A 25,601-nucleotide genomic window follows, 5' to 3' on the forward strand; every position below is an offset into this window, starting at 1 on the left:
CCCGGGTTGGTGCGGTCCGCGGGGGGGGGGGCACCCGGCGGGGTTTGGGGCGCCGCGGCCCCGGGGGCGGGGCGTTTCCGGGCTTAGGGTGGCACGCGCGAAACGGCCGTCCCCTTCTTGCGCCTAAGCCGGCGCCGCTATCGCGGAGGTGGCTGAGCGCCGTGGGGGGTGCTCAATTGTCGCTTCGGTGGTCATCGGGTGCCGGTTGGCGGCCTTTTGGGGGGTTCCGTCGGCTGGATTACTCCACGGTGACGGACTTGGCGAGGTTGCGGGGCTTGTCGATGTCGCGGCCCAGGGCCAGTGCCGTGTGGTAGGCGAGGAGCTGGAGCGGGATGCCCATCAGGATCGGGTCCAGCTCGGGCTCGTTCTTGGGCACGACGATGGTGTGGTCGGCCTTCTCCTGCTCCTGGTGCGCGACGGCCAGGATGCGGCCGTGACGGGCCTTGATCTCCTCCAGCGCGGCGCGGTTCTTCTCCAGCAGGTCGTCGTCCGGGACGATCGCGACCGTCGGCATCGCGGGCTCGATGAGCGCCAGCGGGCCGTGCTTGAGCTCGGAGGCCGGGTAGGCCTCGGCGTGGATGTAGGAGACCTCCTTGAGCTTCAGGGAGGCCTCGCGCGCCACCGGGTAGCCGCGCACCCGGCCGATGAACATCATCGACTTGGCGTCCGCGTACTGCGCCGCCAGCTTCTTGACGTCGTCCTCGGTCTTGAGGATCTCGTCGATCTGGCCGGGCAGCTTGCGCAGGCCCTCGATGATCCGCTTGCCGTCCGCGACGGACAGGTCGCGGATGCGGCCCAGGTGCAGGGCGAGCAGCGCGAAGGAGACCACCATGTTGGTGAAGCACTTGGTGGAGACCACGCAGACCTCGGGGCCCGCGTGCACGTAGATGCCGCCGTCGGTCTCCCGGGCGATCGCCGAACCGACCACGTTCACCAGGCCCAGCACCCGCGCACCCTTGCGCTTGAGCTCCTGGACGGCCGCCAGCACGTCGTAGGTCTCACCGGACTGGGAGACCGCGACGTACAGGGTGTCGGGGTCCACGACCGGGTTGCGGTAGCGGAACTCGGAGGCCGGCTCGGCGTCCGAGGGGATACGGGCCAGCTCCTCGATCATCTGGGCGCCGATCTGACCGGCGTGGTACGAGGTGCCGCAGCCGAGGATCTTGACCCGGCGCACCCCGCGCGCCTCGCGGGCGTCCAGGTTCAGGCCGCCCAGGTGGACGGTCGAGAAACGGTCGTCGATCCGGCCGCGCAGCGCCCGGTCCACCGCCTCCGCCTGCTCGGAGATCTCCTTGTGCATGTACGTGTCGTGGCCACCCATGTCGTACGACTCGGCCGCGTACTCGACGGTCTCCGGCGTCGCCGTCGTACGGGAGCCCTCGGTGGTGTACGTGCGGTAGTCGTCGGCCTTCAGGGTGGCCATCTCGCCGTCGTCCAGGGTGACGACCTGGCGGGTGTGCGAGACCAGGGCCGCGACGTCGGAGGAGACGAACATCTCGTGCTCGCCGATGCCGAGGACGACGGGGGAGCCGTTGCGGGCGACCACGATCCGGTCGGCGAAGTCGGCGTGCAGCACGGCGATGCCGTACGTGCCCTCGACGTGCCGCAGCGCCTCGCGGACCTTCTCCTCCAGCGTCTCGGCCTGGGAGCGGCCGATGAGGTGGGCGAGGACCTCGGTGTCGGTCTCGGAGGCGAAGTCGACGCCGTCGGCGGTCAGCCGGGCGCGCAGATCGGCGGCGTTGTCGATGATGCCGTTGTGGACGACGGCGACCTTGCCCTCGGCGTCCCGGTGCGGGTGGGCGTTCTCATCGGTGGGCGCGCCGTGGGTGGCCCAGCGGGTGTGGGCGATGCCGGTGGTGCCCGCGAACCGCTTGGGCAGCCGGGACTCCAGCTCCCGCACCCGGCCCTTGGCCTTGGCGGTCTTCAGGCCCGCGGTCTTGCCGGCGCCGCCCGCGTGAATGGCGATGCCCGCCGAGTCGTAGCCGCGGTACTCCAGCCGCTGCAGGCCCTCAAGGAGCAGCGGAGCAACATCGCGCTTGCCGATATATCCGACGATCCCGCACATACAGCGACCTCCGAGTCAATCGTGGTGACGGACGTACTTGAGTTCTTGTGTTCTTGATCTGTTCCGGTGCGATCCGTTCCGGAGTGATCCGCTCCGGGCGTGCCCGGTGTCGTACCGGGCGGCTCAGCCGTAGACGAGGCGACGCAGCTGGCGTATCGAGAGCGGCGGTGGGGTCACGGCGCGGTGTGGCAGCTCGTCCGAGATCCGCTCGAAGATCGCTTCGTTCCGCAGCCCCTGGGACTGCAGCTCTCGGTGTCTGCGGCGGACGAACCCCTCGGTCGTCTCGTCGAAGTACGCGAGCACGTCCAGGACCACCCGGGCTGCCTCGCCGCGCTGTAGCGGCGTGCTGCGCACCAGGTGGTCGACGAGGTCCTCGTGGGACGGGCGACGATCGAGCACCCGTTGATACTGCGTGGCGGCGCCGGGATTCGCAAGAAATCTGCCCGGTATCGGGCAAGTCCCTGAGATGGCGCCCGGAAACTGGTCTAAACCTTGACCGCGTACGAGGCTCACGGTACGCATGGTCACCGTTCGGTCGCTCCATGCCATGCAGGACATGCCAGGCACACCACGACGATCACACCTGCCGTGCACGATGTTCGCGAAGGGACCGTCGATGAGACGACGCAGACTCCTCTTTTCGCTGCTGCTGGTCGCGGCGGCGGGCCTGGGCACCGCCGCCGCGCCGTCCCAGCCGGCCGCCGCCGCTCCGGCCCCGCTCGACGGGATCATTCCCGCACCCGCCTCCGTACGGCCCGGCGGGGACTCCTACACGCTCGGCGCGGGCACCCGGATCCGCGTCCCCGGCGGATCGGACGAGGCCAGGCGCATCGCCGGCTACCTGGCGGGCATGCTGCGCCCGGCCACCGGATACGGCCTGCCGGTCACCACCGAGGACGGCCGGGACGGCCTCGTGCTGCGGCTCGGCGGCACCGGGACCAAGTCGCTGGGCGCGGAGGGCTACCGGCTCACCTCCAGCGGCCGCGCGGTGACCATCAGCGCCGGACGGCCCGCCGGCCTCTTCCACGGCGTCCAGACGCTGCGCCAGCTGCTTCCCGGGGCCCTGGAGAAGCGTGCCGGGCAGCAGCCGGGCCCGTGGCGGATTCCGGGCGGCACCATCGCCGACTCCCCGCGCTACCCCTACCGCGGCGCGATGCTCGACGTCTCCCGGCACTTCTTCACCGTCGACCAGGTCAAGCGCTACATCGACCAGCTGGCGATGTACAAGATCAATAAGCTGCATCTGCACCTCTCGGACGACCAGGGCTGGCGGATCGCCATCGCCTCATGGCCGAAGCTGGCCACGTACGGCGGCTCCACCCAGGTCGGCGGCGGCAAGGGCGGCTACTACACCAAGGACGACTACCGCGAGATCGTCCGGTACGCCGCGAGCCGCTACCTGACCGTGGTCCCCGAGATCGACATGCCCGGCCACACCAACGCCGCGCTGGCCTCGTACGCCGAACTCAACTGCAACGGCCAGGCGCCGCCGCTCTACACCGGCACCAACGTCGGCTTCAGCTCGCTGTGTGTGCCCAAGAAGGTGACGTACGACTTCATCGACGACGTCATCCGGGAGATCGCGGCGCTCACCCCCGGCCGCTATCTCCACATCGGCGGCGACGAGGCGCACTCCACCAGCCATGAGGACTACGTGACCTTCATGGACAAGGTGCAGCCGGTGGTCGCCAAGTACGGCAAGACCGCGATCGGCTGGCACCAGCTGACCGGCGCCCACCCCGCCAAGGGCGCCGTCGCCCAGTACTGGGGCTACGACGCCACCGGCGCGGCCGAGCGCCAGCAGGTCGCCGACGCCGCCCAGAACGGCACCGGGCTCATCCTCTCGCCCGCCGACCGCGCCTACCTCGACATGAAGTACGACAAGAACACGCCGCTGGGCCTGCACTGGGCCGGCTATGTGAGCGTGCAGCGGTCGTACGAGTGGGACCCGGGGACGTACCTGAACGGCGCACCCGAGGACTCGGTCCTGGGCGTCGAGGCGCCCCTGTGGTCCGAGACGCTCTCCACCTCCGCGCACATCGAGTACATGGCGTTCCCGAGGCTGCCGGGCATCGCCGAGCTCGGCTGGTCCCCCGCGAACACGCACGACTGGCCCTCGTACCGCGAGCGGCTGGCCGCCCAGGGGCCCCGATGGGACGCGCTGGGGATCAACTACTACCGCTCGCCGGAAGTGCCCTGGCCGGCGAAGTGAGCGCAGCGGTCGGGCGTCCTCGGACGCCCGACCGGACCCGCTGTTGTCAGAACCCCAGCTCCCGGGCGATCAGCATCCGCTGGACCTCGCTCGTGCCCTCGCCGATCTCCAGGATCTTCGCGTCCCGCCACATCCGGGCGACCGGGTACTCGTTCATGAAGCCGTAGCCGCCGTGGATCTGGGTGGCCTCGCGGGCGTTGTCCACCGCGATCTCGGAGGAGTACAGCTTGGCGAGCGCCGCCTCCTTCTTGAAGGGTTCGCCGTGGACGAGGCGGGAGGCGGCGTCGCGCCACGCCAGCCGGGAGGTGTGGGCGCGCATCTCCATGTCGGCGAGCTTGAACTGGATGGCCTGGTTGGCGCCGATCGGGCGGCCGAAGGCCCGGCGCTCCTTGGCGTAGCCGACCGACTCGTCCACACAGCCCTGCGCCAGGCCGGTGGCCAGCGCCGCGATGGCGATGCGGCCCTCGTCGAGGATGCGCAGGAACTGGGCGTAGCCGCGGCCCTCCTCGCCGAGCAGGTTGGCGGCGGGCACGCGGACGTCGGCGAAGGACAGCTCGCGGGTGTCGGAGGCGTTCCAGCCGACCTTGGAGTACGGGGCACCGACGGTGAAGCCGGGGGTGCCGGAGGGCACGATGATCGAGGAGATCTGCGGGCTGCCGTCGGGCTTACGGCCGGTCACGGCCGTGACCGTCACCAGGCCGGTGATGTCCGTACCGGAGTTGGTGATGAAGCACTTGCTGCCGTTGATCACCCACGAGTCGCCGTCCCGCACCGCGGTCGTGCGCGTCGCGCCCGCGTCCGAGCCGCCGTCCGGCTCGGTCAGGCCGAAGGCGCCGAGCATCTCGCCGCTGCACAGCCGGGGCAGCCACTCGCGCTTCTGCTCCTCCGTGCCGAAGAGGTAGAGGGGCATGGCGCCGAGCGAGACGCCCGCCTCCAGGGTGATGGCCACCGAGGAGTCGACCCGGGCCAGCTCCTCCAGGGCGATGCCGAGCGCGAGGTAGTCGCCGCCCATCCCGCCGTACTCCTCGGGGAAGGGCAGGCCGAACAGGCCCATCTCGCCCATCTGGCGGACGATTTCGTAGGGGAACTCGTGCCGCTCGTAGTAGTCGCCGATCTTGGGGGCGACGACGTCGTGCGCGAACGCCTCGACCGTGCGCCGGAGTTCTTCCAGCTCGGCGGTCAGACGGTGATCCAGGGTCATGGGGTCACTCCTTGTGGGAGAGGGCGCGGACGGTGCGGGAGGGGCTGGGACGGCCCAGGACTTCGGCCAGCCAGACGCTGGTGGCGGTCAGCCGGCCGAGGTCGACGCCGGTCTCGATGCCGAGGCCGTGCAGCATCCACACGAGGTCTTCGGTGGCGAGGTTGCCGGTGGCGCTCTTGGCGTACGGGCAGCCGCCGAGGCCGCCCGCCGAGGCGTCGACGGTGGTGACGCCGTGCTGGAGCGCGGCGAGGGTGTTGGCGAGCGCCTGCCCGTAGGTGTCGTGGAAGTGGACGCCCAGACGGGAGGTGGGCACGCCCGCTTCGTTCAGCGCGGCGAGCAGGTGCTGGACATGGCCCGGGGTGGCGACGCCGATGGTGTCGCCCAGGCTCAGTTCGTCGCAGCCCATGTCGAGCAGGGCGCGGCAGACCCGTACGGTCTGCGCGACCGGCACCGGGCCCTCCCAAGGGTCGCCGAAGCACATCGAGAGGTAGCCGCGCACGTGCACCTTGGCGTCCCGGGCGCGCGCGACGACCGGTGCGAACATCGCCAGCGCCTCGTCGACGGTGCGGTTGAGGTTGGCCTTGGCGAACGATTCGGTGGCGCTGCCGAACACCGCGATCCGGCGGGCGCCCAGGGCGAGCGCCCGGTCCAGGCCGCGCTCGTTGGGCACCAGGACCGGGAGGCGGTGCGGGTCGAGATCGCCCAGGAGCGGGAACAGGTTCTCGGCGTCGGCGAGTTGGGGGACCCACTTGGGGTGGACGAAGCTGGTGGCCTCGACCAGCGGCAGGCCCGCGTCGGCGAGCCGGTGGATGAATTCCGCCTTGATCTCGGTGGGGACGACCGCCTTCTCGTTCTGCAGGCCGTCGCGGGCGCCGACCTCGTGGATCCGCACACGGGTGGGCATTCCCTCCGACCGCACCTCCATCGGCAGGCCGGCGGGAAGGCCGGGGGCGGGGGTGCCGACTGTGGTCATGACGCGGGCTCCTCGGCGGGCTCGTGCGGGGCGACGACGGCCAGGATCTGGTCCATGGCGACCGTCGTGCCCGCAGTGACGTCGAGTTCGGTGACGGTCCCGGCGTGCGGCGCGGCGATGACGTGTTCCATCTTCATCGCCTCCACCACCAGCAGGCCCTGGCCCGCGGTGACCTCGTCGCCGACGGCCACCTTGACGACGGTGACGGTGCCGGGCATCGGGGCGGCGAGGGTGTCCACGCCGTGTCCCCGGGCCGCCCCGCTCAGCGTCGCCGCCACCGGGTCGTAGTCCTGGACATGCCAGGAGTCGCCGTCCCGGCCGAGCCAGTCGCCGCTGCGGTGGAAGGTGTGCAGGACCCCGTCGACGGTGATCCGTACGAGGTCCGGTGTGACGTCGGCGGGCGCCCCGGGCCGGACGTCGTACGGGACCGGGTCATGGCCCGGCACCCGCAGCCAGTGGGTGACCGGGGCGGCCTCGCCGCCCAGCCGGAAGCCGCTCGGCACGCCGAACGGGTCGCGCCAGCCGCCCGCCGGCAGCTGCGGCTCCAGGGCCGCCTGGCGCACCGCCGCGGCCGCCGCGTACACCTCGTCGGGCACCGCGCCGTCCACCAGGGCGGCCGCCTCCCGCTCCACCAGCCCGGTGTCCAGCTCGCCGGTGACCACATCGGGGTGGGCGAGCAGCCGGCGCAGAAAACCGGCGTTGGTCGTCACGCCCAGGGTGACGGTCCCCGCCAGCGCGGCGCGCAGCGTGCGCAGCGCCGTCGGGCGGTCCGGCCCGTAGGCGATGACCTTGGAGAGCATCGGGTCGTACCGGCTGCCGACCTCCGCGCCCTGGGAGAGCCCGGAGTCGGTGCGGACTCCGTTGCCCTGCGGTTCGCGCAGCGCCAGGACCGTGCCGCCGGTCGGCAGGAAGTCGCGGGAGGGGTCTTCGGCGCAGATGCGGGCCTCGACGGCGTGCCCGGTCAGGGCGATGTCGTCCTGAACGAAGGCGAGCCGCTCGCCGGCCGCGATCCGCAGCTGCCATTCCACCAGGTCGTAGCCGGTGATGAGTTCGGTCACCGGGTGCTCGACCTGGAGGCGGGTGTTCATCTCCATGAAGAAGTACGAGGCGGGGTCCTTGCCGGGCACGATGAATTCGACCGTGCCCGCGCCGCGGTAGCCGCAGGAGCGGGCCGCCTGGACGGCCGCCTCGCCCATCGCCGCGCGGGTCGCCTCGTCCAGCAGGACCGACGGGGCCTCCTCGATGACCTTCTGGTGGCGCCGCTGGAGGGAGCATTCGCGCTCGCCGAGGTGGACGACGTTGCCGTGGCCGTCCGCCAGCACCTGGATCTCGATGTGCCGGGGGCGGTCGATCCAGCGCTCGACCAGCAGCGTGTCATCGCCGAAGGAGCCGCGGGCCTCGCGCCGGGCGGCGGCGATCTCGTCGCCGATCAGCGCCTCGTCGCGCACCAGCCGCATGCCCTTGCCGCCGCCGCCCGCGGACGGCTTGAGCAGCACCGGCATGCCGATCTCGCGCGCCGCGGCGGCCAGTTGGGCATCGTCCAGTCCGCTGCCGGAGGACCCGGGCACGACCGGCACGCCGGCCGCCCGTACCGTCTCCTTGGCCCGGATCTTGTCGCCCATCAGGTCGATGGCCTCGGCGGAGGGGCCGATGAAGACCAGCCCGGCGTCCGTGCAGGCGCGGGCGAAGCGGGCGTTCTCGGCGAGGAAGCCGTAGCCGGGGTGGACGGCCTGCGCGCCGGTCCGCGCGGCGGCCTCCAGGAGGCGGTCGACGGACAGATAGCTCTCGGCGGCCGGCGCGGGGCCGATCCGTACCGCCGTATCGGCCTCGCGGACGTGCCGGGCACCGGCGTCGGCATCGCTGTAGACGGCGACCGAGCGGATGCCGAGGGCGCGCAGCGTGCGGATGACGCGGACGGCGATCTCGCCGCGGTTGGCGACCAGAACCGTGTCGAACATTCTCTTGGCCATCCCTTTCACATCCGGAAGACGCCGTAGCCGGGCGCCGCGCTGTCCCTGGCGGGCAGCGGTGCGTTGGCGCAGGCGGTCAGGGCGAGCCCCAGCACCTGGCGGGTCTCCATGGGGTCGATGACGCCGTCGTCCCACAGCCGCGCGGTGGCGTAATAGGCGTTGCCCTGGGTCTCGTACTGCTCGCGGATCGGCGCCTTGAAGGCGTCCTCGTCCTCGGCGCTCCACTCCTCGCCGTGCGCCTCCAGCTGGTCGCGCTTGACGGTGGCGAGGACGGATGCGGCCTGTTCGCCGCCCATCACCGAGATCTTGGCGTTGGGCCACATCCACAGGAAGCGGGGGGAGTACGCCCGGCCGCACATCGAGTAGTTGCCCGCGCCGTAGGAGCCGCCGATGACGACGGTGAGCTTGGGGACCCGCGTGCAGGCCACCGCCGTCACCATCTTCGCGCCGTGCTTGGCGATCCCGCCCGCCTCGTACGAACGCCCCACCATGAAGCCGGAGATGTTCTGGAGGAACAGCAGCGGAATGCCGCGCTGGTCGCACAGCTCGATGAAGTGGGCGCCCTTCTGGGCGGATTCGGAGAAGAGGATGCCGTTGTTGGCGACGATGCCGACCGGGTGGCCGTGGACGTGCGCGAAGCCGGTGACCAGCGTCGTGCCGTACTCGGCCTTGAACTCCGCGAAGCGGGAGCCGTCGACGATCCGGGCGATCACCTCCCGTACGTCATAGGGCGTACGGGAATCCGCGGGCACCACGCCGTAGAGGTCGGCCGGATCGAGCTTGGGCTCCTCGACGGTCCGCACCTGCCAGGGCAGCGGGGCGCGCTCGCCGAGGGTGGAGACGATGGTGCGCACGATGCGCAGCGCATGGGCGTCGTCCTCGGCGAGATGGTCGGTGACGCCGGAGGTCCGCGAGTGCACCTCGCCGCCGCCCAGCTCCTCGGCGGTGACGACCTCGCCGGTCGCGGCCTTCACCAGCGGCGGCCCGCCCAGGAAGATCGTGCCCTGATTCCGGACGATCACGGCCTCGTCGCTCATCGCCGGGACGTAGGCGCCGCCCGCCGTGCACGATCCGAGGACGGCGGCGATCTGCGGGATGCCCGCTCCCGACATCCGCGCCTGGTTGTAGAAGATCCGCCCGAAGTGCTCCCGGTCGGGGAAGACCTCGTCCTGCATCGGCAGGAAGGCGCCGCCGGAGTCGACGAGGTACAGACACGGGAGGCGGTTTTCCAGGGCGATCTCCTGGGCCCGCAGATGCTTCTTGACCGTCATCGGGTAGTACGTGCCGCCCTTGACCGTGGCGTCATTGGCGACGATCACCGTCTCGCGGCCGGAGACCCGGCCGATGCCGGCGATCACCCCGGCGGCCGGTGCGGCCCCGCCGTACATCCCGTCGGCGGCCAGCGGCGCCAGCTCCAGGAACGGCGAGCCGGGATCCAGCAGGGCGTCGACCCGGTCGCGGGGCAGCAGCTTGCCGCGCGCGGTGTGCCGCGCCCTGGCCTTCTCGCCGCCGCCCAGCCGCGCCGCCGCGAGCTTCTCGCGCAGCCGGGCGGTCAGTTCGCGGTGCGCGGCCTCGTTGGCCCGCCAGGAGTCGGACGCCGGGTTCGCGACACCCCCCAGCACCGGTGCCTGCTCCATCTTTACGAGCCCCCTTGCCCACGGTGATGACCGTGGTTAGTGACCGTTAACTTCATTTCTCCCAGGTTAACGAGCACTAACCCGGCTGTCTACAATTGGCCGCATGAGTAATGCGCATGCGCCCGCCCCCACCAGCCGCCGCGAGCAGATCCTCAAGGAGGCGGCCCGGCTCTTCGCGGAGCGCGGGTTCCACGGCGTCGGGGTGGACGAGATAGGGGCCGCCGTGGGCATCTCCGGCCCCGGCCTCTACCGCCACTTCGCCGGCAAGGACGCCATGCTGGCCGAGCTGCTGGTCGGGATCAGCGAGCGGCTGCTCGAGGGCGGCCGGATGCGGGTCGCGGAGGGCGGCGAGAGCCCCGAGGCGGTGCTCGATGCGCTGATCGACGGCCATATCGACTTCGCGCTCGACGACCGGCCGCTGATCACCGTGCACGACCGCGAGCTGGACCGGCTGCGCGAGGCCGACCGCAAGCGGGTGCGCCAGCTCCAGCGGCAGTACGTCGAACTGTGGGTGGCGGTCGTCCGCCAGGTCCACCCCGGCCCCTCCGAGTCACAGGCCCGCGCCGCGGTGCACGCCGTCTTCGGCCTGCTCAACTCCACCCCGCACCTCGGCCGCCCCGGCGCGCTCCCGGGCCGTACGGAGATGGCGGAGCTGCTGCACCGGCTGGCGCTGGGCGCCTTCGGCGCGGTGGCGGCGGTGGAGCCGGCCGAGCCCGTGACAGCGTCGTAGGTCTCATCGAACACCTCTGGACAGCTCCGGTGACCGGCCGGTAGCTTTCGCCGGGTACAGAAGCTGAGCAAGCGCTTAGCCAGTGGCGGCGGTCAAGGAGGCGACGTAGCAATGCGCCGTACGGTGTTCAACGAGGATCACGAGGCGTTTCGCGAGACCATACGCGCCTTCATCGAGGGCGAGGTCGTCCCCGTCTACGACGACTGGTTCGCCGCCGGCCAGGCCCCCCGCGACTTCTACTACAAGCTCGCCGAACTGGGCGTCTTCGGCATCCGCGTCGCCGAGGAGTTCGGCGGCGCCGGCATCGACTCGCACAAGTTCGAGGCCGTGATGTACGAGGAGACCGCCCGCGCGGGCGTCACCTTCGGCGGCTCCGGCGTGCATGTGCTGCTCGGCCTGCCCTACATCCAGATGCTCGCCACCGACGAGCAGAAGAAGCGCTACCTGCCGAAGTTCGTCAGCGGCGAGGAGATGTGGGCGCTCGCCATGACCGAGCCGGGCACCGGCTCCGACGTCGCGGGCATGAAGACCACCGCGAAGCTCTCGGACGACGGCACGCACTACGTCCTCAACGGCGCCAAGACCTTCATCACCGGCGGCGTGCACGCCGACCGCGTCATCGTCTGCGCCCGCACCGCCGCCCCCCGCGAGGACGACCGCCGCTTCGGCATCTCGCTCTTCGCCGTGGACACCACCGCCGAGGGCTACTCCATCGGCCGCAAGCTGGACAAGCTCGGCCTGAAGGTCTCCGACACCGCCGAGCTGGCCTTCGTCGACGTCAAGGTCCCGGCCGAGGACCTGCTCGGCGAGGAGAACAAGGGCTTCGCCTACCTGGGCCACAACCTCGCCTCCGAGCGCTGGGGCATCGCCTTCGGCGCCTACGCGCAGGCCAAGGCCGCCGTCCGCTTCGCCAAGGAGTACGTGCAGGAGCGCACCGTCTTCGGCAAGCCGGTCGCCGCCTTCCAGAACACCAAGTTCGAACTGGCCGCCTGCCAGGCCGAGGTGGACGCCGCCGAGGCCGTCGCCGACCGCGCGCTCGAGGCCCTGGACGCCGGCGAGCTGACCCCGGCCGAGGCCGCCTCCGCCAAGCTGTTCTGCACCGAGGTCGCACACCGCGTCATCGACCGCTGCCTCCAGCTGCACGGCGGCTACGGCTACATGAACGAGTACCCCATCGCCCGCCTGTACGCCGACAACCGCGTCAACCGCATCTACGGCGGCACCAGCGAGGTCATGAAGTCCATCATCGCCAAGTCCATGGGCCTCTAGGCCGTAGGGCACCCACGCACGTGAACGACGCCCTGCTGTCCCTGCTCGATCTGCTCTCCCTGGAGCGGATCGAGCAGGACATCTTCCGCGGCCAGAGCCGCGCCTCGGTCGTGCCCCGGGTCTTCGGCGGCCAGGTCGCCGCCCAGGCCCTGGTCGCGGCCGGCCGCACGGTCCCCGCCGATCGCCCGCCGCACTCCCTGCACGCGTACTTCCTGCGCCCCGGTGACCCCGGCGCACCCATCGTCTACACCGTCGACCGGATCCGCGACGGCCGGTCCTTCACCACCCGCCGCGTCGTCGCCGTCCAGCACGGCCAGCCGATATTCCACCTCTCCGCCTCCTTCCAGGTCCCCGAGGAGGGCCTGGAACACCAGGAGCCGATGCCGCCGGCGCCCGACCCGCTGACCCTGCCCACGGCGGCCGAGATGCTGCCGCGCCACGCCGACCGGTTCGTCGAGCCGGGCGTGACCGAGCGGCTGCTGGAGTCCCGGGCCGCGATCGATCTGCGGTACGTGGACGAGCCGCCGTTCGGCACCGTCGGCGAGCCCCGCGAACCGCGCTCCCAGGTCTGGTTCCGCACCCAGGGCAAGCTCGACGACGACGGCGCGATCCCCCGTCCGCTGCTGGACATCTGCCTGGTCACCTACGTCTCCGACATGACCCTGCTGGACTCGATCCTGCTGGCGCACGGCCGGGGCGGCTGGGCGGTCGGCGATGTCGTCGGCGCGAGCCTGGACCACGCGATGTGGTTCCACCGGCCGCTGCGCGCCGACGAATGGCTGCTGTACGACCAGGAGTCCCCCACCGCCCAGGGCGGCCGGGGCCTGGGCAAGGGCCGCATCTTCACGTCGGACGGTCAGCTGGCGGTCTCGGTGATCCAGGAGGGCGTCATCCGGGTGCCGCGCGGCTAGGTCCTGTGCGGTGTGCCGGGGTCCGTCCGACTTGCGGCGGTCGTTGTCGGGCACACCGGTGGTTCCTGTGGGTCCCCGTCGATGTCTGTGGGTCTCTGTCGATCTCCGTCGATCTCCGTGGGTCCCTGTCGGTCCTCGTCGGTCCCCGCCGACCCCCATCGGTGGTCCCTGTTGGGCCTCGTCGGTCCTCGTTGATTCCCGTCAAGCACGTGGCGGGCGCCGGGAATACCCCCTCGGCCCCGCCGCGTTGTGGCCCCGCAGGGGGCCCTCGCAACCCCTACGGGATCTGTTCGCCCGCCCCCTAGGGCCTCCGCCTCGGGCGGCTCAGGCCAGCCCGGCGGCGTTCAGCAGGTAGGCGGTCAGCGGGTCGTAGTAGCGCGGGCTGATGACGTGGTCGTCCAGCGGGACGGTCACCTGGAGCGTGCCCTCGGCCTCGCCCAGGAACAACGCCGGGTCGTTGCAGTCCGCGAAGCCGATGGTGTCGATGCCGCGCTGGGCGGCGCAGCCCGCCCAGCCGTGGTCGGCCATGACCAGGTCCGGGCGCGGGCTGCCGTCCCGCTCCAGCTGGTCCAGGATCGCCGACATCGGCGCGGGGGAGTGGGTGTGCCACAGGCTCGCGCCGCGCTCCAGCACCGCCACGTCCGCGAACTGCACCACCAGGCCGTCCTCCACGGCCACGATGCCCGGCACTGTCATGATCTCGCAGCCCTTGGCACGCAGCGCCTGCGCCGTCGCGCGGTGCACATCCAGCAGCCCGCCCGGATGCCCGGTCGCGAACAGCACCCGGTGCCGGCCGGCCGCCGCCTTGCGCAGCACCGCCGCCGCCCGCTCCAGCGCGTCCACCGTCAGCTCGGGGTCGATGGTGTCCTGGCCCTGCCGGTGGTGGGGATCGTCGTTCACCCCGCAGCGCTCCGCCATCACGGCGAGCACGTCCTGCTCGTCCGTCCACCGTTCGCCGAGCTCCAGCCCCAGCCAGTAGTGGCGGTCACCGTTGGCGAGCTTGCGGTAGTGGGAGAGGTTGTTCTCGCGGGGGGTGGCGACATCACCGGCGATCCGGGTGCGCACCAGATGATCGACAAGCTCGGCGCGCGAGGGGGCGGAGGGTTCTGCGGCTATCGGCATAGCGCCATTGTGCCCGTACGGCTCGCGCGCGGCGGGGGAGTTTCGTACCCCGGACTCCGGGCCCCGACAGCCCCACCCCTGGCCAAAATGTCGAACGCCCCCGCGCCCTCTTCCGCAAATGTCCATGGGCCGTGCGCGCGTATCTCCCTAGCCTCACCTCATGACCACCGCAGCCAGCGCATCGAACGAGCCCGTGGGCCCCGTCGACTCCTCCCGCATCCCGCGTTACGCCGGTCCGGCGACCTTCGCCCGCCTGCCCCGCCTCGACGAGGTGTCCCGGGCCGATGTGGCGGTCGTCGGCGTCCCCTTCGACAGCGGCGTCTCCTACCGCCCCGGCGCCCGCTTCGGCGGTAACGCCATCCGCGAGGCCTCCCGCCTGCTGCGCCCGTACAACCCGGCCCAGGACGCGTCCCCCTTCGCGCTCGCCCAGGTCGCGGACGCCGGCGACATCGCCGCCAACCCCTTCAACATCAACGAGGCCGTCGAGACGGTCGAGGCCGCGGCCGACGACCTGCTGGGCACCGGCGCCCGCCTGATGACCCTCGGCGGCGACCACACCATCGCCCTTCCCCTCCTGCGCTCGGTTGCCAAGAAGCACGGCCCGGTGGCGCTGCTCCACTTCGACGCCCACCTGGACACCTGGGACACCTACTTCGGCGCCGAGTACACCCACGGCACGCCCTTCCGCCGCGCCGTCGAGGAAGGCATCCTCGACACCTCCGCCCTCTCCCACGTCGGCACCCGCGGCCCGCTCTACGGCAAGCAGGACCTCACCGACGACGAGAAGATGGGCTTCGGCATCGTCACCTCCGCGGACGTCTACCGCCGCGGCGCCGACGAGGTCGCCGACCAGCTCCGCCAGCGCATCGGCAACCGCCCCCTCTACATCTCCATCGACATCGACGTCCTGGACCCGGCCCACGCGCCCGGCACCGGCACCCCGGAGGCGGGCGGCATGACCTCCCGCGAACTCCTGGAGATCCTGCGCGGGCTGTCGTCCTGCAACCTGGTCTCCGCCGACGTCGTCGAGGTCGCCCCGGCGTACGACCACGCGGAGATCACCGCCGTCGCCGCCTCGCACACCGCGTACGAGCTGACGACGATCATGTCGCGCCAGATCGCGGCGGGCCGGCAGGCCTGACCCGGACCGGGCACGGACACCGCACCGGGCGGTCGGTCACAGCGGTGGCCGGCCGCCCTTCGCGTCGAGGCCCCACGTGCCGGCCCGGGGGGTCGAGGGAGTTCAGTCGTTGTGGAGGGGGTAGATCCACGCGCCTGCGGTGGAGCCGCGCCAGTCGATGGCCCACAGAGCGTTCTCGATGTGCTGCCGCAGCAGATGCGCCTCGGTTTCGTTCTCCGTGACGTCCAGGATCTGCCGCCCGGTTATCCAGTGGGCCGCCATGGTGAGGAAGGGCTCCAGGCCACTGGCCACCAAGGTGCCCTCCAGGCCGTCCTCGTCGGGGTCGGCGGGCATGCGCAGGACGACGCCGGTGGGCCCGTCGACGACCAGCGGTCCGCCCATCCAGCGTCCGATCGTGAAAAAGGGACCCGGGGTCGTCGGGGATTCCAGATCGTCCGCCCAGTCGGCCTCCGACAGGAATTCGGGACGATCCGGTTCGAGGGCGAGTCCCCTCGCGTCCATGACGGGGAGCCCGCACCCGGACAGCGCTCGCCGGGCGGCGTCGTCGGTGAGTCCGGCCGGGAGCGAGTCCTCCGGGGTCCGGACGATCACCGGCTCGTCGAACAGTTCCGCCAGTTCCGTCGGAGCGGGGTCGGTGGCGTGCAGTGGGCGGGTCGGGCCGGCGACTGTCGGGCAGCCGGAGAGGGGCAGGCCGCGCGGTGCCTCGAGCCCTTGGAAGGCGGCCGGTTCGGCGGGTTCCACGGCGAACAGGCCGCCCACGCCCGCCACGACCACTCGGTTGCCTACGGTGAGGGCGACGTGGAGCAGTTCCTCGTCGGGGCCCTCGTCCGCCCGGTCGGCGTCCTCGAAATCGCTGACGGCGGCCGGGCCATGGGTGTCGTGCGCGTCGGGGTCCGTCCAGGTGAGCGCTCGCCGGGCGTCCTCCGGCAGATCGCCCTCGTGCCACGGGCCGCCGAGCACTTCGCCGGTGGCGACGTCCCGCACGTGGATGTGCTCCGCCGCCGCCGCTTCGACGGACACGGCGGGGCGGCCCTGCCAGTGCACTCCGTACAGGTCGTCGACGGGACCGGGCCTGAGGTACCGGGGGTGGTAGCCGCCCGGCGGCCGCCAGTGGGCCCAGGACGTCGTCCACGGCAGCCGCACGCCGGAGTCCGCGATGCCCGCGGCCACGGCGGTGTCCTCACGGGCGGTGGCCATCAGGTGAAGCCAGGCGGCCCACTCCGGCTGGGTGCGCGGGGCCACTCCGTAGCTCCAGAGGTGCACGGCGTCCGCCGCGGGACTGTTCCCCGGCACCGAGCCGTCGTCAGCGCAGTGCGCCGCGTCCAGCAGCGCTTCCCGGGTCAGGTTGGCGAGGGTTCCGCCGTCGGTCAGCAACTCCTCGAACAGCCCCGCACGAACGGCGTGCGCGGCCAGCCCTTCCGCGGCGTAGCGGCCCAAGTCGCCTGAGGCGCCCCAGCCTTCGGGGTGACGCAGCCGGGGGGCCAGCCCGCTGAGCCACGCGACCAGGTGCCGGTTGACCTGGCGTGCCCACTCCGGATCGGTGGCCTCCCGGAGGGCCTCGGCCAGCCCCTCGTCGACGAACGCGGCGCATCCGGAGCCCACCGTCACGAGGTCGGGGAACCGGACTGCGAGGTCTTCCAGCGCGGCCTCGTCCACATCGTCGAGGCCGCCGGCCGCCGAGAGTTCCCGCCACACCGGAAGCGGGACCCGGCGCGGCTCTGCCAGCGCCAGGGCCCGGATGGGGGCCGGTACCTGATCCGGGCCGGCGTGCGGGAGAACCCCGTCGGGGCCGTCGAGGCGGAGGACGAACTCGGGGGTCGGCGGGCCGGATTCCGACGGGGCCGTGACGACCACACCCGTCCTGCGCTGGTGACCGAGCCGCTGGGCGAGTTGGCCCCGCACCTGGGCGGGGCGCGCCGAGTGGCGGGTCCGGCCGGCGCGGTGCACGTTCGTGAGCAGGATGAGCGTGTCGGCCGAGAAGTACTTGCGCAGGCGGCGCCAGGGCGTGCCGGTCCGGGCGGAGTCCGGGACGCCGACGAAGTCCAGCACCTCCGTGATGACCTCGTCGGCCGTACGCCCGGTGGCGTCGAGCAGCAGGCTGCGAGGCGCGCGCCGGTGCACTTCCCGCAGCAGGTCGTCCGCATCGCGGCCGCCCACGATCTCGCAGCGTCGCGCGGTGCGGTTCCCGTCGTTCCACCACTCGAGAACGCGCGCGATCGCCTCGTCGGGAGAGAGGCGGCGGTCACCGGGGGAGCTGGGCTGGTTCACGGAATACCCCTTCAGCCGGTCCCCGGCGCCAGCGGATCCGACGAGTCCTGCCACCAGCGCAGCAGCCGATCCGTGGCCTCCTGCGCGGAAACCGTCTCCAGCGCCGGGGTGTTACCGCTCATGGCTGCTCTCCCTCGTCAGTGGCGCGACCCGCAGCGGGTGACGCCCCGTCACAGGAGGAGACCAGCCCCGCCTCGGCTGTCCCCCTCCGGCGTGGTGCACGAGCCGCTCTGGCCGGCGCTGCGGCTGGTCGGGGCGGCCGGCAGCGGTGCGGGGCCGACCCTCGATGTCCGACGCATCGGCCGCGGGGAAGGAGGCCGGGCGGGCCGGATCTACGCTCAGGTCATGATGAACACCCCTGGTCAGGGACGCAGTTGGTACATCCAGGCCGGTGACGCGGCGCCGGGCGGGTCCAGTCGTTCCAGGCCGCCTTCGATGGCGTTCCGCAGCAGGATGCCCTCGATGCGGTGGGGGCACAGGGACAGCATGAAGGCACCGACCGTGAAGTGGTGCACCATCAGCAGGAAGCGCTCCAGGTCCGAGGCGACCAGGGGGTCGGCGCTCCACTCCGCCGGCTCGCCTTCGGCGCGGCTGCGCAGGACCTGGCCGCTGGGCCCGTCGATGACGACCGTCCCGCCCCACCAGTCCCCGATCCGGAAGAAGGGGCCCTGTCGACCCGACGCGGCGTCGTCCGCCGGCCATGCGTACTCCTGCACGCCCTGATCCGCCACGGGCAGCAGCCCCAGGCCCAGCACGTCGACCGGTGGCAGGCCGATCTCGGTGAGGACCCTCCGGGCGACGGGGTCGGTCAGCCCTGGGGGGAGCCGGTCCGCGTCCGGGCGTTGGGTGAAGGCGGAGCCGAAGAGGTCGTCCAGCAGGGCGCGGGCGAGCGGCGCTTCCGGGTCGGGCGCGGGGCCGGAGGGCTGCCGGTACTCCCAGACCTCCGCCTGGCCACGGAGCGGAGAGAGCGGCAGGGGGGCGGACGGTGCGACCGGGTCCGTCGGATCGACCGCGACCACACCGCCGGCGCCGCCCAGCACGACGAGGCCGTCGATCCGCGCGGAGCAGCTGAACTGGTCCTCGTCGAGCCCGTTCAGCGCGGAGGACAGCGACGCCTTGCGCAGTGCCTGAGCGGTCAGCGGCGCGGTACGCCCGTCCGGCCAGGACAGCGACTCCGCGACGTCCGGGGCGAACTCCTCCACGCCCTGGGGGCAGACCTGTACCCCGTCCGCCGTCCGCCAGATCCGGAAGACCCTGTTGAACTGCCCGAATCCCACGACCACCGGCTCACCGTCCCGGTGCACGATCCCGAGGCTCACCACGGAACCCGGCTCGGTGTAGCGGGCCTGGTAGCCACCCGGAGGTCGCCAGTCCGCCCAGCGCACCTTCCAGGGAAGGCGTACGCCGGAACCCTCCAGGGACCGGGCGAGTGCCGCGTCCCCGCGGGCGGTCGCCATCAGGTGCAGCCAGGCCACCCATTCGCCCTGATCGGCCGGCGTCACCCCGCTCAGGTGGGCGAAGAAGGCGTCGGCGGCGACGCTGTCGTGGGGCGGCGGCTCGGGCAGGCAGCTCGCCGCGTCGAGCAGTGCGTCCGGGGTGAGGTGCGCGGCGTGCTCGCCTTCGAGGATCCGGTCGAACGCCCCCGCGTTGACGGCGTGCATGGCGAGTGCCCGTGCGGCGTAGCCGCCGACCTCGCCGGACGCGCTCCAGCTGCCGGGACGGGCCGGGTCCGTCGGCTCGCCCGACAGCCAGTCGAGGAGCTCGCCGTTGGCCCTGTCGACCAGCTCCCGTTCGTGCCGTACGAGGGCCGCGCGCAGCCGTTCCGCCTCCGCCTCGTGCCGGAACCGCACGAGTCCGGACGGCAGCGGCTCCAGGCGGGCGTCTTCGCGGGCGAGGGCGGTCAGCCCCTCGACGGTCGGGTCCAGCGCGCCGCAGGACCGGGCGAGCCGCTGCCAGACGGGGACCGGGACCTCGCGCAGCTCGGCGAGCGCCAGCGCATGCAGTTCGACCGGCGCCCCGTCGGGCTCGGCAGCCCCCGCCTCCCCGGACGCCGGTGCCGCGACGAGATGGCGCCGGCGCTGCTGCCCCGGCAGGAGCTCCCCGGAGACGTCGGAGTCGAGCTCGATGACGATGCCCAGCACACCGGTGGCCGCCAGGTCGTCCAGCGTGAGGTCGGTGATCCGCCGCGGGTGGGAGGACCGGCGGGTGCGGCCGGCGCGGTGGCCGTTGACGATGACGATGAGCTTCCGCTCCTCGTCACGGTCGCCGAGTGCCGTCCACTCGCCCTCCTTCGCCGCGGACCAGTCGACCTCGCCGAGCTCGCACACCGCCGCGTGCAGTTCCTCGGCGGTCAGCCCCGTCGCGTCCAGCAGCTCCGCGCCGGTCACGTCGTCGGCCAGCCGTCGCAGTGCCGCCGTACGGCCGGAACGCGGGGGACCGGCGATCTCGACCACCGAGGGTTCCCAGGTCAGCTCGTCCTGCCACCAGGACAGCACGTCGGTGACGGCTTCCTCGACGGTGACCTCGTGCGGCATGCGGCCTCCGTGCATCAATACGTTCGGGATCTTCAGGCGATCTCAGCCTACGCTCAGAGAAGTTGAGGGATCACCTGGACCCAGGCGTCGCCGATCCCCCGCATGTATCCCTTGAATTCGTTGGCGACTTCCACTTCCAGTTTGGTGCGCATCTTTTCGGTGACCTTGTCACGCTCATTGCGCACTGCGTCGATCGCGGCTTCCTTCTGAGCGGGATTGAGCTTGGTGTCGTCGCGGATTGCCTGAATCTTGGGCTCCCACTGATCGCGGATCTTCTGTCGAGCTTCCACGCCCACGGGGTCGGAGCGGTAGGTCGTGGTGTAGTGCACCGGAACGCCCTTCATCGCCGGATCCGTGCGGAGCCGGTTGGAGCAGTTCGCGTGTCCTTCGCCCTTACCGCAGGGTTCGCGCTCGGTGTACAGGCCCTGCACCTTGACGTGGTCTGCGGGGTTCTTGGAACCGTTTCGCCGCTCGACTTCGTCCAGCAGCATCTTCTCCGAGTGACCGGGGGTGAAGCCGTGCTTGCCCGCCGGAATGGACGAATCGGCGATGTACTCCACCGAGCCGTCCGCGCGCTTTACCTCGAGGACGGCGAAATTCTTTCCGGTGAAGTCCGGCCGGTGGTCTCCGGCGGCATCCAGAAGTGCCTTGAGACCGGGGCGCTTGTAGTGGGTTTCCACGCCCTTCGCGGCGTTGTTCTGATTGAGCTGATTGAGGTCGAGCCCCTGCCCGGCCTGTTTGATGTCCGGCATCATGCCGGTCCGGTGCTCGGTCGGCCAATTCGACTTCTCGCGGATGGCGGGGCCGGGCTGTACGGTCCCGGTCGTCTTGCCGTCGGCGTCCTTCGTCTCGACCGTGGACGCATGCTGCTCGTGGAACGAGATGCTCATCCGGGCGAGTGCGGCGACCACGGCACCGCGCTGCCCCTGGTCGAGCTCACTGAAGTTGGGATTGCGCAGCACCTTGTCCAGTTCGGCCTGGGTGAAGGTGACGCGGTCATCCGGGCTGTGCTGCCTCGCCGTACGGTCCAGAACCTGCGCCAGAGGGCTGCGGCCTTGATCGTCGGTGTCTCCGTGCGCAGGGTCGGCCCAGGCCTGGAGGTTCTGATGTGTGAGGTCGGGGTCGGTGCGGAAGACGGGGTTCCGGCCGTCCGAGCGCAGGTCGTGCTGAGCTGGGTCGGGGGCGAGCCCTTGCGGACTCTGGAGGTTCGGACCCTCGGAGCCGTCCGGGTTGGTGTTCTCCTTGACGTGTTTTTCCCGCTCGGTCAAATGCTCGGGGTCGTCGCCCGTCTTCTGCTTTTTTGCCTCGCCGCCGGGCTCGTCGTCCGCCTTGTTCTTCGTCCCGGCGGGTTCGGCGGCGGGGCGGCGGTCACCTTCGGTGTTGCTGTCGCCGTTGTGGTCGGTGTTGTCGTTGACGGGGCGGCGGTTGGGGTCGAGGGGGATGGCGTGGACGCCGTTGGTGCCGTCGTGGAGGGGTTTGTTGCTGCGTTGGCCGGTTTGGGCGTCGACGTAGGTGATTTTGCCGTTGTGGTTGACGGCGTTCCAGGCGTGGGCGCGGCCGTTGGAGTCCTGGGTGATGATGACGGCCTGTGAGCCGTGGCCGGAGTCGCGGAGGGTGTTTTCGAGGCGGTTGAAGGCGTCGCGGCCGTTGCCATAGTCGTTGAAGCGGGCGCCGAGGGTGTTTTCGATGCGGTCGCGGCCGTTGTTCTCGCCGCGGTCGGAGGGGGTGCCGTCGGGGTTGGTGTCGGGGGTGCGGTTGGCGGCGGCGGTGGGGTTGCCGGAGAAGGTGTCGGTGGTGGCGAGGGCGGTGTCGACGCAGTTGTTGTTGCGGCCGGGGGCGTCGGGGCCGGGGTCGTTGATGGAGTTGACCCAGTTGCCGTCGTCGGGGTCGGGGTGGCGCTGCGGTTCGCCGTTCTCGTCCTTGGGGACGCTGTTCTCGACGTTGTTCTGGTGGTCGTCGGTGGGGCCTTCGAGGCCGCCGGGGTTGTCGCGGTTACGGGTCTCCGAGGCGGGAGTGGGGTCGGAGTCCGGCCGGTGCTCGGGGGAGTGGTCGTCGGGGGAGTGACCCTCGGAGGAGTTGTTGTCCTCGGCGCCGTGATCTGTGGGGTGGTCGTCCTTGGCGCTGGGGTCGGGGGTGGTGGGGGTGTCGCTTTCGGTGGGGCGGTCGTCGGTGGGCCGGTCGTCCGTGGGCTGGTCGTTGGTGGGACGGTCGTCGGTCGGGCGGTCGTCGGTGGGGCGGTCGTCCGTAGGGCGGTTGTCGGTGGGGCGGTCCGTGTTGCCGGGCTGGTCCGACGAGTTGGGGCGGTCCGTGTCGGTGGGTCGGTCCGTCGGGTTGGGGCGGTCCGAGCCGGTCGAGCGGTCGGCGGGGCGTGACGAGTCCCCGGAAGGCTGCTGACCAGGGGCCTCGGGCCGGGGTGGGGTCGTCCGGCTGGGGTCCGGGCGCGTGGTGTCGGGGCGTGTCGCATCGGGGCGCGCCGTGTCCGGGCGGGTGGCACCGGGGCGTGTCGGTGCGGCGGCGGGCCGCTGCTGCCGGGGGGCGGGCCGGTCGCTTCGGGGGTCGTTGCGCGGGCCGTCCGGGCGACGCGATCCGCTGGCGTCGCGGGCCGGCTGCGATCCGTCCGGACGGCTCCCCGGCGGGGTCCCCGGACGACCGGCGGTCGGCGGGGTGCCGCCGCGCGGCGGGCCGGAGTGCGGCGTCGCCGGGCCGCCCTGCGGGGGCATGGCGCCGGGCATGCCCATCACCGGGCCCGTGCTCTGCGGGGTGTTCTGGGGCGACTGTTGTGGCGTGGTGGGCGTGCCGCTGCCGGGGTCCGCCGTGTGCTGGGTCGGCGGGGGCGCGGTCATGGTGTCCGCGGACTGGGTGGCGAGGGTGGGGTCGTCATCGGACGCGTGCGGCATGGGGTCGCCGGGGGAGGGGTCGCGCTGGCCGATGGGCGGGCCGGAGGACGTGTGCGGCGTGGGGGCGCCCTGCGACGGCATGCTCATATGCGGCGTGGCGGGCCGGCCGCCGCCCGCGCCGGAGTTGTCGCCGTGCTGGGAGCCGTTGCCGTTGCCGTTGCCGTCGCCGTAGGGAGAACTGTCCGTGTTGCTGGGCGGGTTGCCGGGCAGCGGGCCGGGCGACGACTGCTGCGGCTGGCCGCCGGCGTCGTGGGACGGACCGTCGGACGGTGGGGAGGCGTGCTGGCTCGGGGACGACGGGTCCGGGGAGGGACCTGAGTCGGGCGTCGGCGCCGCGTCCGGGTGCGCGGACGGGCCCGGGGACGGCTGCGCGCTGCCGGAGTCGGCGTTGGGGCGTGCGGCGTCCGGTGTGGTGTCGGGGGTCGGGTGGGTGCTGACCGGGCCGGAGTCGGCGTCCGGGCGCGCCGCGTCCGGTGTGGTGTCGGGCGTGGGGTGGGTGCTGACCGGGTCGGAGTCGGGGCGCGCCGCGTCGGGGGTGGTGTCGGGCGTCGGGTGCGTGCCGACCGTGTCCGGGCCGCTGTCCGCCGGGGTGGTGTCCGGCGTGGGGTGGGTGCTTGCCGTGTCCGGGCTGGGACCGCCCGCGTCCGGAGATCCGGAGTCGGGCGTCGAGCCGGAGTCGGGGGTAGGCCCGGAGCCGGGCGTGGACCCGGAGTCCGGCGTGGACCCCGAGTCCGGCGTGGACCCCGAGTCCGGGGTGGACCCCGAGTCGGGCGTGCCTGAGGCGCCGTACGGATTGTGGTCGTTGCCGCCGGTGTATCCCTCGTCGAAGGCGGTCCGCTGGTCCGGGGGCGGCAGGGGCTGCGCCGTGGGGGCGTTGCGGTCGCCGTCGGGGCCGGGGGTGGAGCCGGAGTCCGGCGTGGAACCGCCGGGGGTGGACGAGGAGTTGCTGCCGGAGCCGCCGTCCGCGCCGGTGTCGCTCCCGGGGCGCGGCGCATGCGAGGGGCCGCCGCCAGACCCGGCGCCCGTACCGCCGGAACCACTGCCGGAACCCGAGCCGCCGCCGTCGGAACCGCTCCCCGAACCGCCGCCGCTGGCACCGTCCCCGGACCCGCTTCCGGAACCGGCACCGGAACCGGAATCGCCGCTCCCGGAATCGGAGCTGCCGCTCCCGGAGCCACTCCCGGAACCGGACCCGGACTCGCCGCCCGACCCCGACCCGCTGTCGCTGCCCGAACCGCTGTCGCTCCCCGACCCGCTGGTCTCGTTCGACCCACTGGTCTCGTTCGAGCCGCCGCCGTCGCTGTCGCCGCCGCCGTCCTCGCCTCCACCTCGCCCCGCGGCGTGGTCCAACCCGTTGCGGGCGTGGTGCCCCGCCTTGGCGCCGGCGCCGTCACGCAGCGACTCGGCGAACGTCTGGCCGGAGTTCTTGAGCGCGTCCACGCCCGCGTCCGCGCCCGCCTTGGCGCTGCGGCCGACGTCGAAGCCCTGCTGAGCCCCGAAGTTCATGTTCATGCCCTGCGCGATGGCGTCGGAGATCATCGCCTCCAGGGCGGAGACGGCCGGCTCCTTGAGGGTCTCCGTGATCGCCTCGACCAGCGCCTCGCGGGCCTCCTTCAGGATGCGGCGCACGATCAGACGGGTGGCCTGGGTGGCTCCCGCCGCGGCGACCTCGGAGAGTCCGAAGGTGAACGGAGCCGCTGCCTGGGCCGCGATGATCTCTGCCGCGAGGATCGCCAATTGGGCGATCACCGCGACTTTCATCCCGATGATGATTCCCGCGCCCACATCCATCGCGACGGCGATCAGCTCGGCGGCCGTACGGGCGTCGTTGAAATAGCCCGAGCCGTCGGCGAACTTGTCCCAGGTCTTCTGGAAGCCGTCGATGCTGTCGCCGGAGTTGGCGGAGAGGACGTTGCCCGCGGCGCTGACGCCGTCCGCCTGAAGCTGTTCCACGGTGGCCGCGAAGTCCCGCCAGTGCTGGGCGGACTCCATCATCTTGTCCTCGTCGCCGGTCGGCCAGTCGTAGCCGAGCATCTCGAGGACCCATTCGAGCCAGTCCGGCAGCATGAGTGACATGGCGGAATTCCCCCGGATTACAGCGAATTGATGATGGCGGGTGTGGAAAGGGAAAAGGAAAAGGAAAGCGGGAGGCGGGGCGCGGGCTATCCCCTCAGACGTTGGGCGATTTGAGGGCGATGATCTGCTGGCTGTTCGCCTCGGCGTTGGCGACGTGCTGCTTCATCAAGGACTCGTTGAAGTCCTCGTCGGCCTGGTGGTTGTCGGCCATGGCGTTCAGGGCGCCGCCGATCTCCTGGAGCTTGGCGGCCAGATGCCCCATCGATTCGTACATGCCGTCGCGCAGGCCCTCGTAGACCACGCCGAACTTCTCGCCGATGTCGTCATCGCCCCACGGCGGGGTGTCCTGGCCTTCCAGACCGGTCAGCGCGTTCTTCAGCTTCCCGACCGCGGATTGGTAGCGTTCCCCGACGCTGGTGAGGTCCTTGCCCCCGGCCTTCAGTGACGGTATGTCGGCCTGTAGTCCGCTTCCGGCCACGACGTCCCCCCGCTCCCGTTGTACGTCGCCATCTACAGCAAAATGTTGGGCAAAGTTTAGCCCTAAAGGGCCTGGTTTGCTCAAGTGGTTGTCTGTCACAACGGTGTTACCGACGAA

Annotated in this window: 16 protein-coding genes; 5 read left to right on the forward strand and 11 right to left on the reverse strand. The window is 71.8% G+C overall.

Going from position 1 to position 25,601, the window contains the following annotated elements:
* Positions 1 to 238: 238 nt before the first annotated feature.
* Together glmS and ACIRPT_RS07225 are read right to left on the reverse strand one after the other, a co-directional pair.
* The gene (glmS, locus tag ACIRPT_RS07220; RefSeq protein ID WP_403823583.1) at positions 239 to 2,065 is read right to left on the reverse strand and encodes a glutamine--fructose-6-phosphate transaminase (isomerizing); all 1,827 of its coding nucleotides are present in this window, start codon (positions 2,063 to 2,065) and stop codon (positions 239 to 241) included.
* A 123-nt stretch (positions 2,066 to 2,188) separates the two neighbouring features.
* The gene (locus tag ACIRPT_RS07225; RefSeq protein WP_403506168.1) at positions 2,189 to 2,464 is read right to left on the reverse strand and encodes a hypothetical protein; all 276 of its coding nucleotides are present in this window, start codon (positions 2,462 to 2,464) and stop codon (positions 2,189 to 2,191) included.
* Between the two features lie 217 nt (positions 2,465 to 2,681).
* Between ACIRPT_RS07225 and ACIRPT_RS07230 the strand changes: the two genes are divergently transcribed.
* Positions 2,682 to 4,277: a beta-N-acetylhexosaminidase gene (locus tag ACIRPT_RS07230; protein ID WP_403823586.1), complete on the forward strand. Its 1,596-nt coding sequence runs from the start codon at positions 2,682 to 2,684 to the stop codon at positions 4,275 to 4,277.
* Positions 4,278 to 4,323: 46 nt separating this feature from the next.
* Here the strand turns inward: ACIRPT_RS07230 and ACIRPT_RS07235 are convergent, their stop codons facing one another.
* The 4 genes from ACIRPT_RS07235 to ACIRPT_RS07250 are packed head-to-tail and all read right to left on the reverse strand — an operon-like array spanning position 4,324 to position 10,058.
* On the reverse strand, positions 4,324 to 5,478 hold the full coding sequence (locus tag ACIRPT_RS07235; protein ID WP_403823589.1) for an acyl-CoA dehydrogenase family protein: 1,155 nt from the start codon (positions 5,476 to 5,478) through the stop codon (positions 4,324 to 4,326).
* 4 nt (positions 5,479 to 5,482) lie between these two features.
* On the reverse strand, positions 5,483 to 6,451 hold the full coding sequence (locus tag ACIRPT_RS07240) for a hydroxymethylglutaryl-CoA lyase (protein ID WP_403823591.1): 969 nt from the start codon (positions 6,449 to 6,451) through the stop codon (positions 5,483 to 5,485).
* Positions 6,448 to 8,421: an acetyl/propionyl/methylcrotonyl-CoA carboxylase subunit alpha gene (locus ACIRPT_RS07245; RefSeq protein WP_403823594.1), complete on the reverse strand. Its 1,974-nt coding sequence runs from the start codon at positions 8,419 to 8,421 to the stop codon at positions 6,448 to 6,450. The genes ACIRPT_RS07240 and ACIRPT_RS07245 overlap by 4 nt, the downstream gene beginning before the upstream one ends.
* Before the next feature lie 5 nt (positions 8,422 to 8,426).
* Positions 8,427 to 10,058 carry a carboxyl transferase domain-containing protein gene (locus ACIRPT_RS07250; protein ID WP_403823596.1) on the reverse strand — a complete coding sequence of 544 codons (1,632 nt, stop codon included), beginning with the start codon at positions 10,056 to 10,058 and terminating at the stop codon, positions 8,427 to 8,429.
* Positions 10,059 to 10,161: 103 nt separating this feature from the next.
* On the opposite strand from ACIRPT_RS07250, the gene ACIRPT_RS07255 reads away from it, so the two are divergent.
* The 3 genes from ACIRPT_RS07255 to ACIRPT_RS07265 all read left to right on the forward strand — a co-directional run bounded on the left by ACIRPT_RS07255 (position 10,162) and on the right by ACIRPT_RS07265 (position 12,968).
* The gene (locus ACIRPT_RS07255) at positions 10,162 to 10,788 is read left to right on the forward strand and encodes a TetR/AcrR family transcriptional regulator (protein ID WP_403823599.1); all 627 of its coding nucleotides are present in this window, start codon (positions 10,162 to 10,164) and stop codon (positions 10,786 to 10,788) included.
* Between the two features lie 111 nt (positions 10,789 to 10,899).
* Positions 10,900 to 12,057, forward strand: coding sequence for an acyl-CoA dehydrogenase family protein (locus ACIRPT_RS07260; RefSeq protein ID WP_403823602.1), 1,158 nt, complete (start codon positions 10,900 to 10,902; stop codon positions 12,055 to 12,057).
* A 20-nt stretch (positions 12,058 to 12,077) separates the two neighbouring features.
* Positions 12,078 to 12,968, forward strand: coding sequence for an acyl-CoA thioesterase (locus tag ACIRPT_RS07265; protein ID WP_403823605.1), 891 nt, complete (start codon positions 12,078 to 12,080; stop codon positions 12,966 to 12,968).
* 324 nt (positions 12,969 to 13,292) lie between these two features.
* On the opposite strand, the gene ACIRPT_RS07270 is transcribed toward ACIRPT_RS07265, so the two are convergent.
* On the reverse strand, positions 13,293 to 14,090 hold the full coding sequence (locus ACIRPT_RS07270; protein ID WP_403506196.1) for a phosphatase: 798 nt from the start codon (positions 14,088 to 14,090) through the stop codon (positions 13,293 to 13,295).
* 160 nt (positions 14,091 to 14,250) lie between these two features.
* On the opposite strand from ACIRPT_RS07270, the gene speB reads away from it, so the two are divergent.
* The gene (gene speB / locus ACIRPT_RS07275; RefSeq protein WP_403823607.1) at positions 14,251 to 15,231 is read left to right on the forward strand and encodes an agmatinase; all 981 of its coding nucleotides are present in this window, start codon (positions 14,251 to 14,253) and stop codon (positions 15,229 to 15,231) included.
* 102 nt (positions 15,232 to 15,333) lie between these two features.
* Here speB and ACIRPT_RS07280 read toward each other — a convergent pair whose 3' ends face one another.
* The 4 genes from ACIRPT_RS07280 to ACIRPT_RS07295 all read right to left on the reverse strand — a co-directional run bounded on the left by ACIRPT_RS07280 (position 15,334) and on the right by ACIRPT_RS07295 (position 25,484).
* Entirely contained in the window at positions 15,334 to 17,499 is a 2,166-nt protein-coding gene (locus ACIRPT_RS07280) for an SUKH-4 family immunity protein (protein WP_403823610.1), read from the reverse strand.
* 362 nt (positions 17,500 to 17,861) lie between these two features.
* Positions 17,862 to 20,033, reverse strand: a complete 2,172-nt coding sequence (locus ACIRPT_RS07285; protein WP_403823612.1) for an SUKH-4 family immunity protein — start codon at positions 20,031 to 20,033, stop codon at positions 17,862 to 17,864.
* Positions 20,034 to 20,086: 53 nt separating this feature from the next.
* A complete protein-coding gene (locus ACIRPT_RS07290) occupies positions 20,087 to 25,006 on the reverse strand; it encodes a toxin glutamine deamidase domain-containing protein (protein WP_403823615.1) in 4,920 nt (1,639 codons plus the stop codon).
* Positions 25,007 to 25,100: 94 nt separating this feature from the next.
* On the reverse strand, positions 25,101 to 25,484 hold the full coding sequence (locus ACIRPT_RS07295; protein ID WP_403506221.1) for a WXG100 family type VII secretion target: 384 nt from the start codon (positions 25,482 to 25,484) through the stop codon (positions 25,101 to 25,103).
* Between the last annotated feature and the right edge of the window lie 117 nt (positions 25,485 to 25,601).

It is taken from the genome of Streptomyces sp. NPDC101227 (assembly GCF_044767545.1).
In the GTDB taxonomy this organism is placed as follows: Bacteria; Actinomycetota; Actinomycetes; order Streptomycetales; family Streptomycetaceae; genus Streptomyces.

Bases quoted from the DNA above. Each gene is read 5' to 3' on its own strand.
- glmS (WP_403823583.1), bottom strand. From the start codon at position 2,065: ATGTGCGGGATCGTCGGATATATCGGCAAGCGCGATGTTGCTCCGCTG.
- ACIRPT_RS07230 (WP_403823586.1), top strand. From the start codon at position 2,682: ATGAGACGACGCAGACTCCTCTTTTCGCTGCTGCTGGTCGCGGCGGCG.
- ACIRPT_RS07235 (WP_403823589.1), bottom strand. From the start codon at position 5,478: ATGACCCTGGATCACCGTCTGACCGCCGAGCTGGAAGAACTCCGGCGC.
- ACIRPT_RS07240 (WP_403823591.1), bottom strand. From the start codon at position 6,451: ATGACCACAGTCGGCACCCCCGCCCCCGGCCTTCCCGCCGGCCTGCCG.
- ACIRPT_RS07245 (WP_403823594.1), bottom strand. From the start codon at position 8,421: ATGGCCAAGAGAATGTTCGACACGGTTCTGGTCGCCAACCGCGGCGAG.
- ACIRPT_RS07250 (WP_403823596.1), bottom strand. From the start codon at position 10,058: ATGGAGCAGGCACCGGTGCTGGGGGGTGTCGCGAACCCGGCGTCCGAC.
- ACIRPT_RS07255 (WP_403823599.1), top strand. From the start codon at position 10,162: ATGAGTAATGCGCATGCGCCCGCCCCCACCAGCCGCCGCGAGCAGATC.
- ACIRPT_RS07260 (WP_403823602.1), top strand. From the start codon at position 10,900: ATGCGCCGTACGGTGTTCAACGAGGATCACGAGGCGTTTCGCGAGACC.
- ACIRPT_RS07270 (WP_403506196.1), bottom strand. From the start codon at position 14,090: ATGCCGATAGCCGCAGAACCCTCCGCCCCCTCGCGCGCCGAGCTTGTC.
- speB (WP_403823607.1), top strand. From the start codon at position 14,251: ATGACCACCGCAGCCAGCGCATCGAACGAGCCCGTGGGCCCCGTCGAC.
- ACIRPT_RS07285 (WP_403823612.1), bottom strand. From the start codon at position 20,033: ATGCCGCACGAGGTCACCGTCGAGGAAGCCGTCACCGACGTGCTGTCC.
- ACIRPT_RS07290 (WP_403823615.1), bottom strand. From the start codon at position 25,006: ATGTCACTCATGCTGCCGGACTGGCTCGAATGGGTCCTCGAGATGCTC.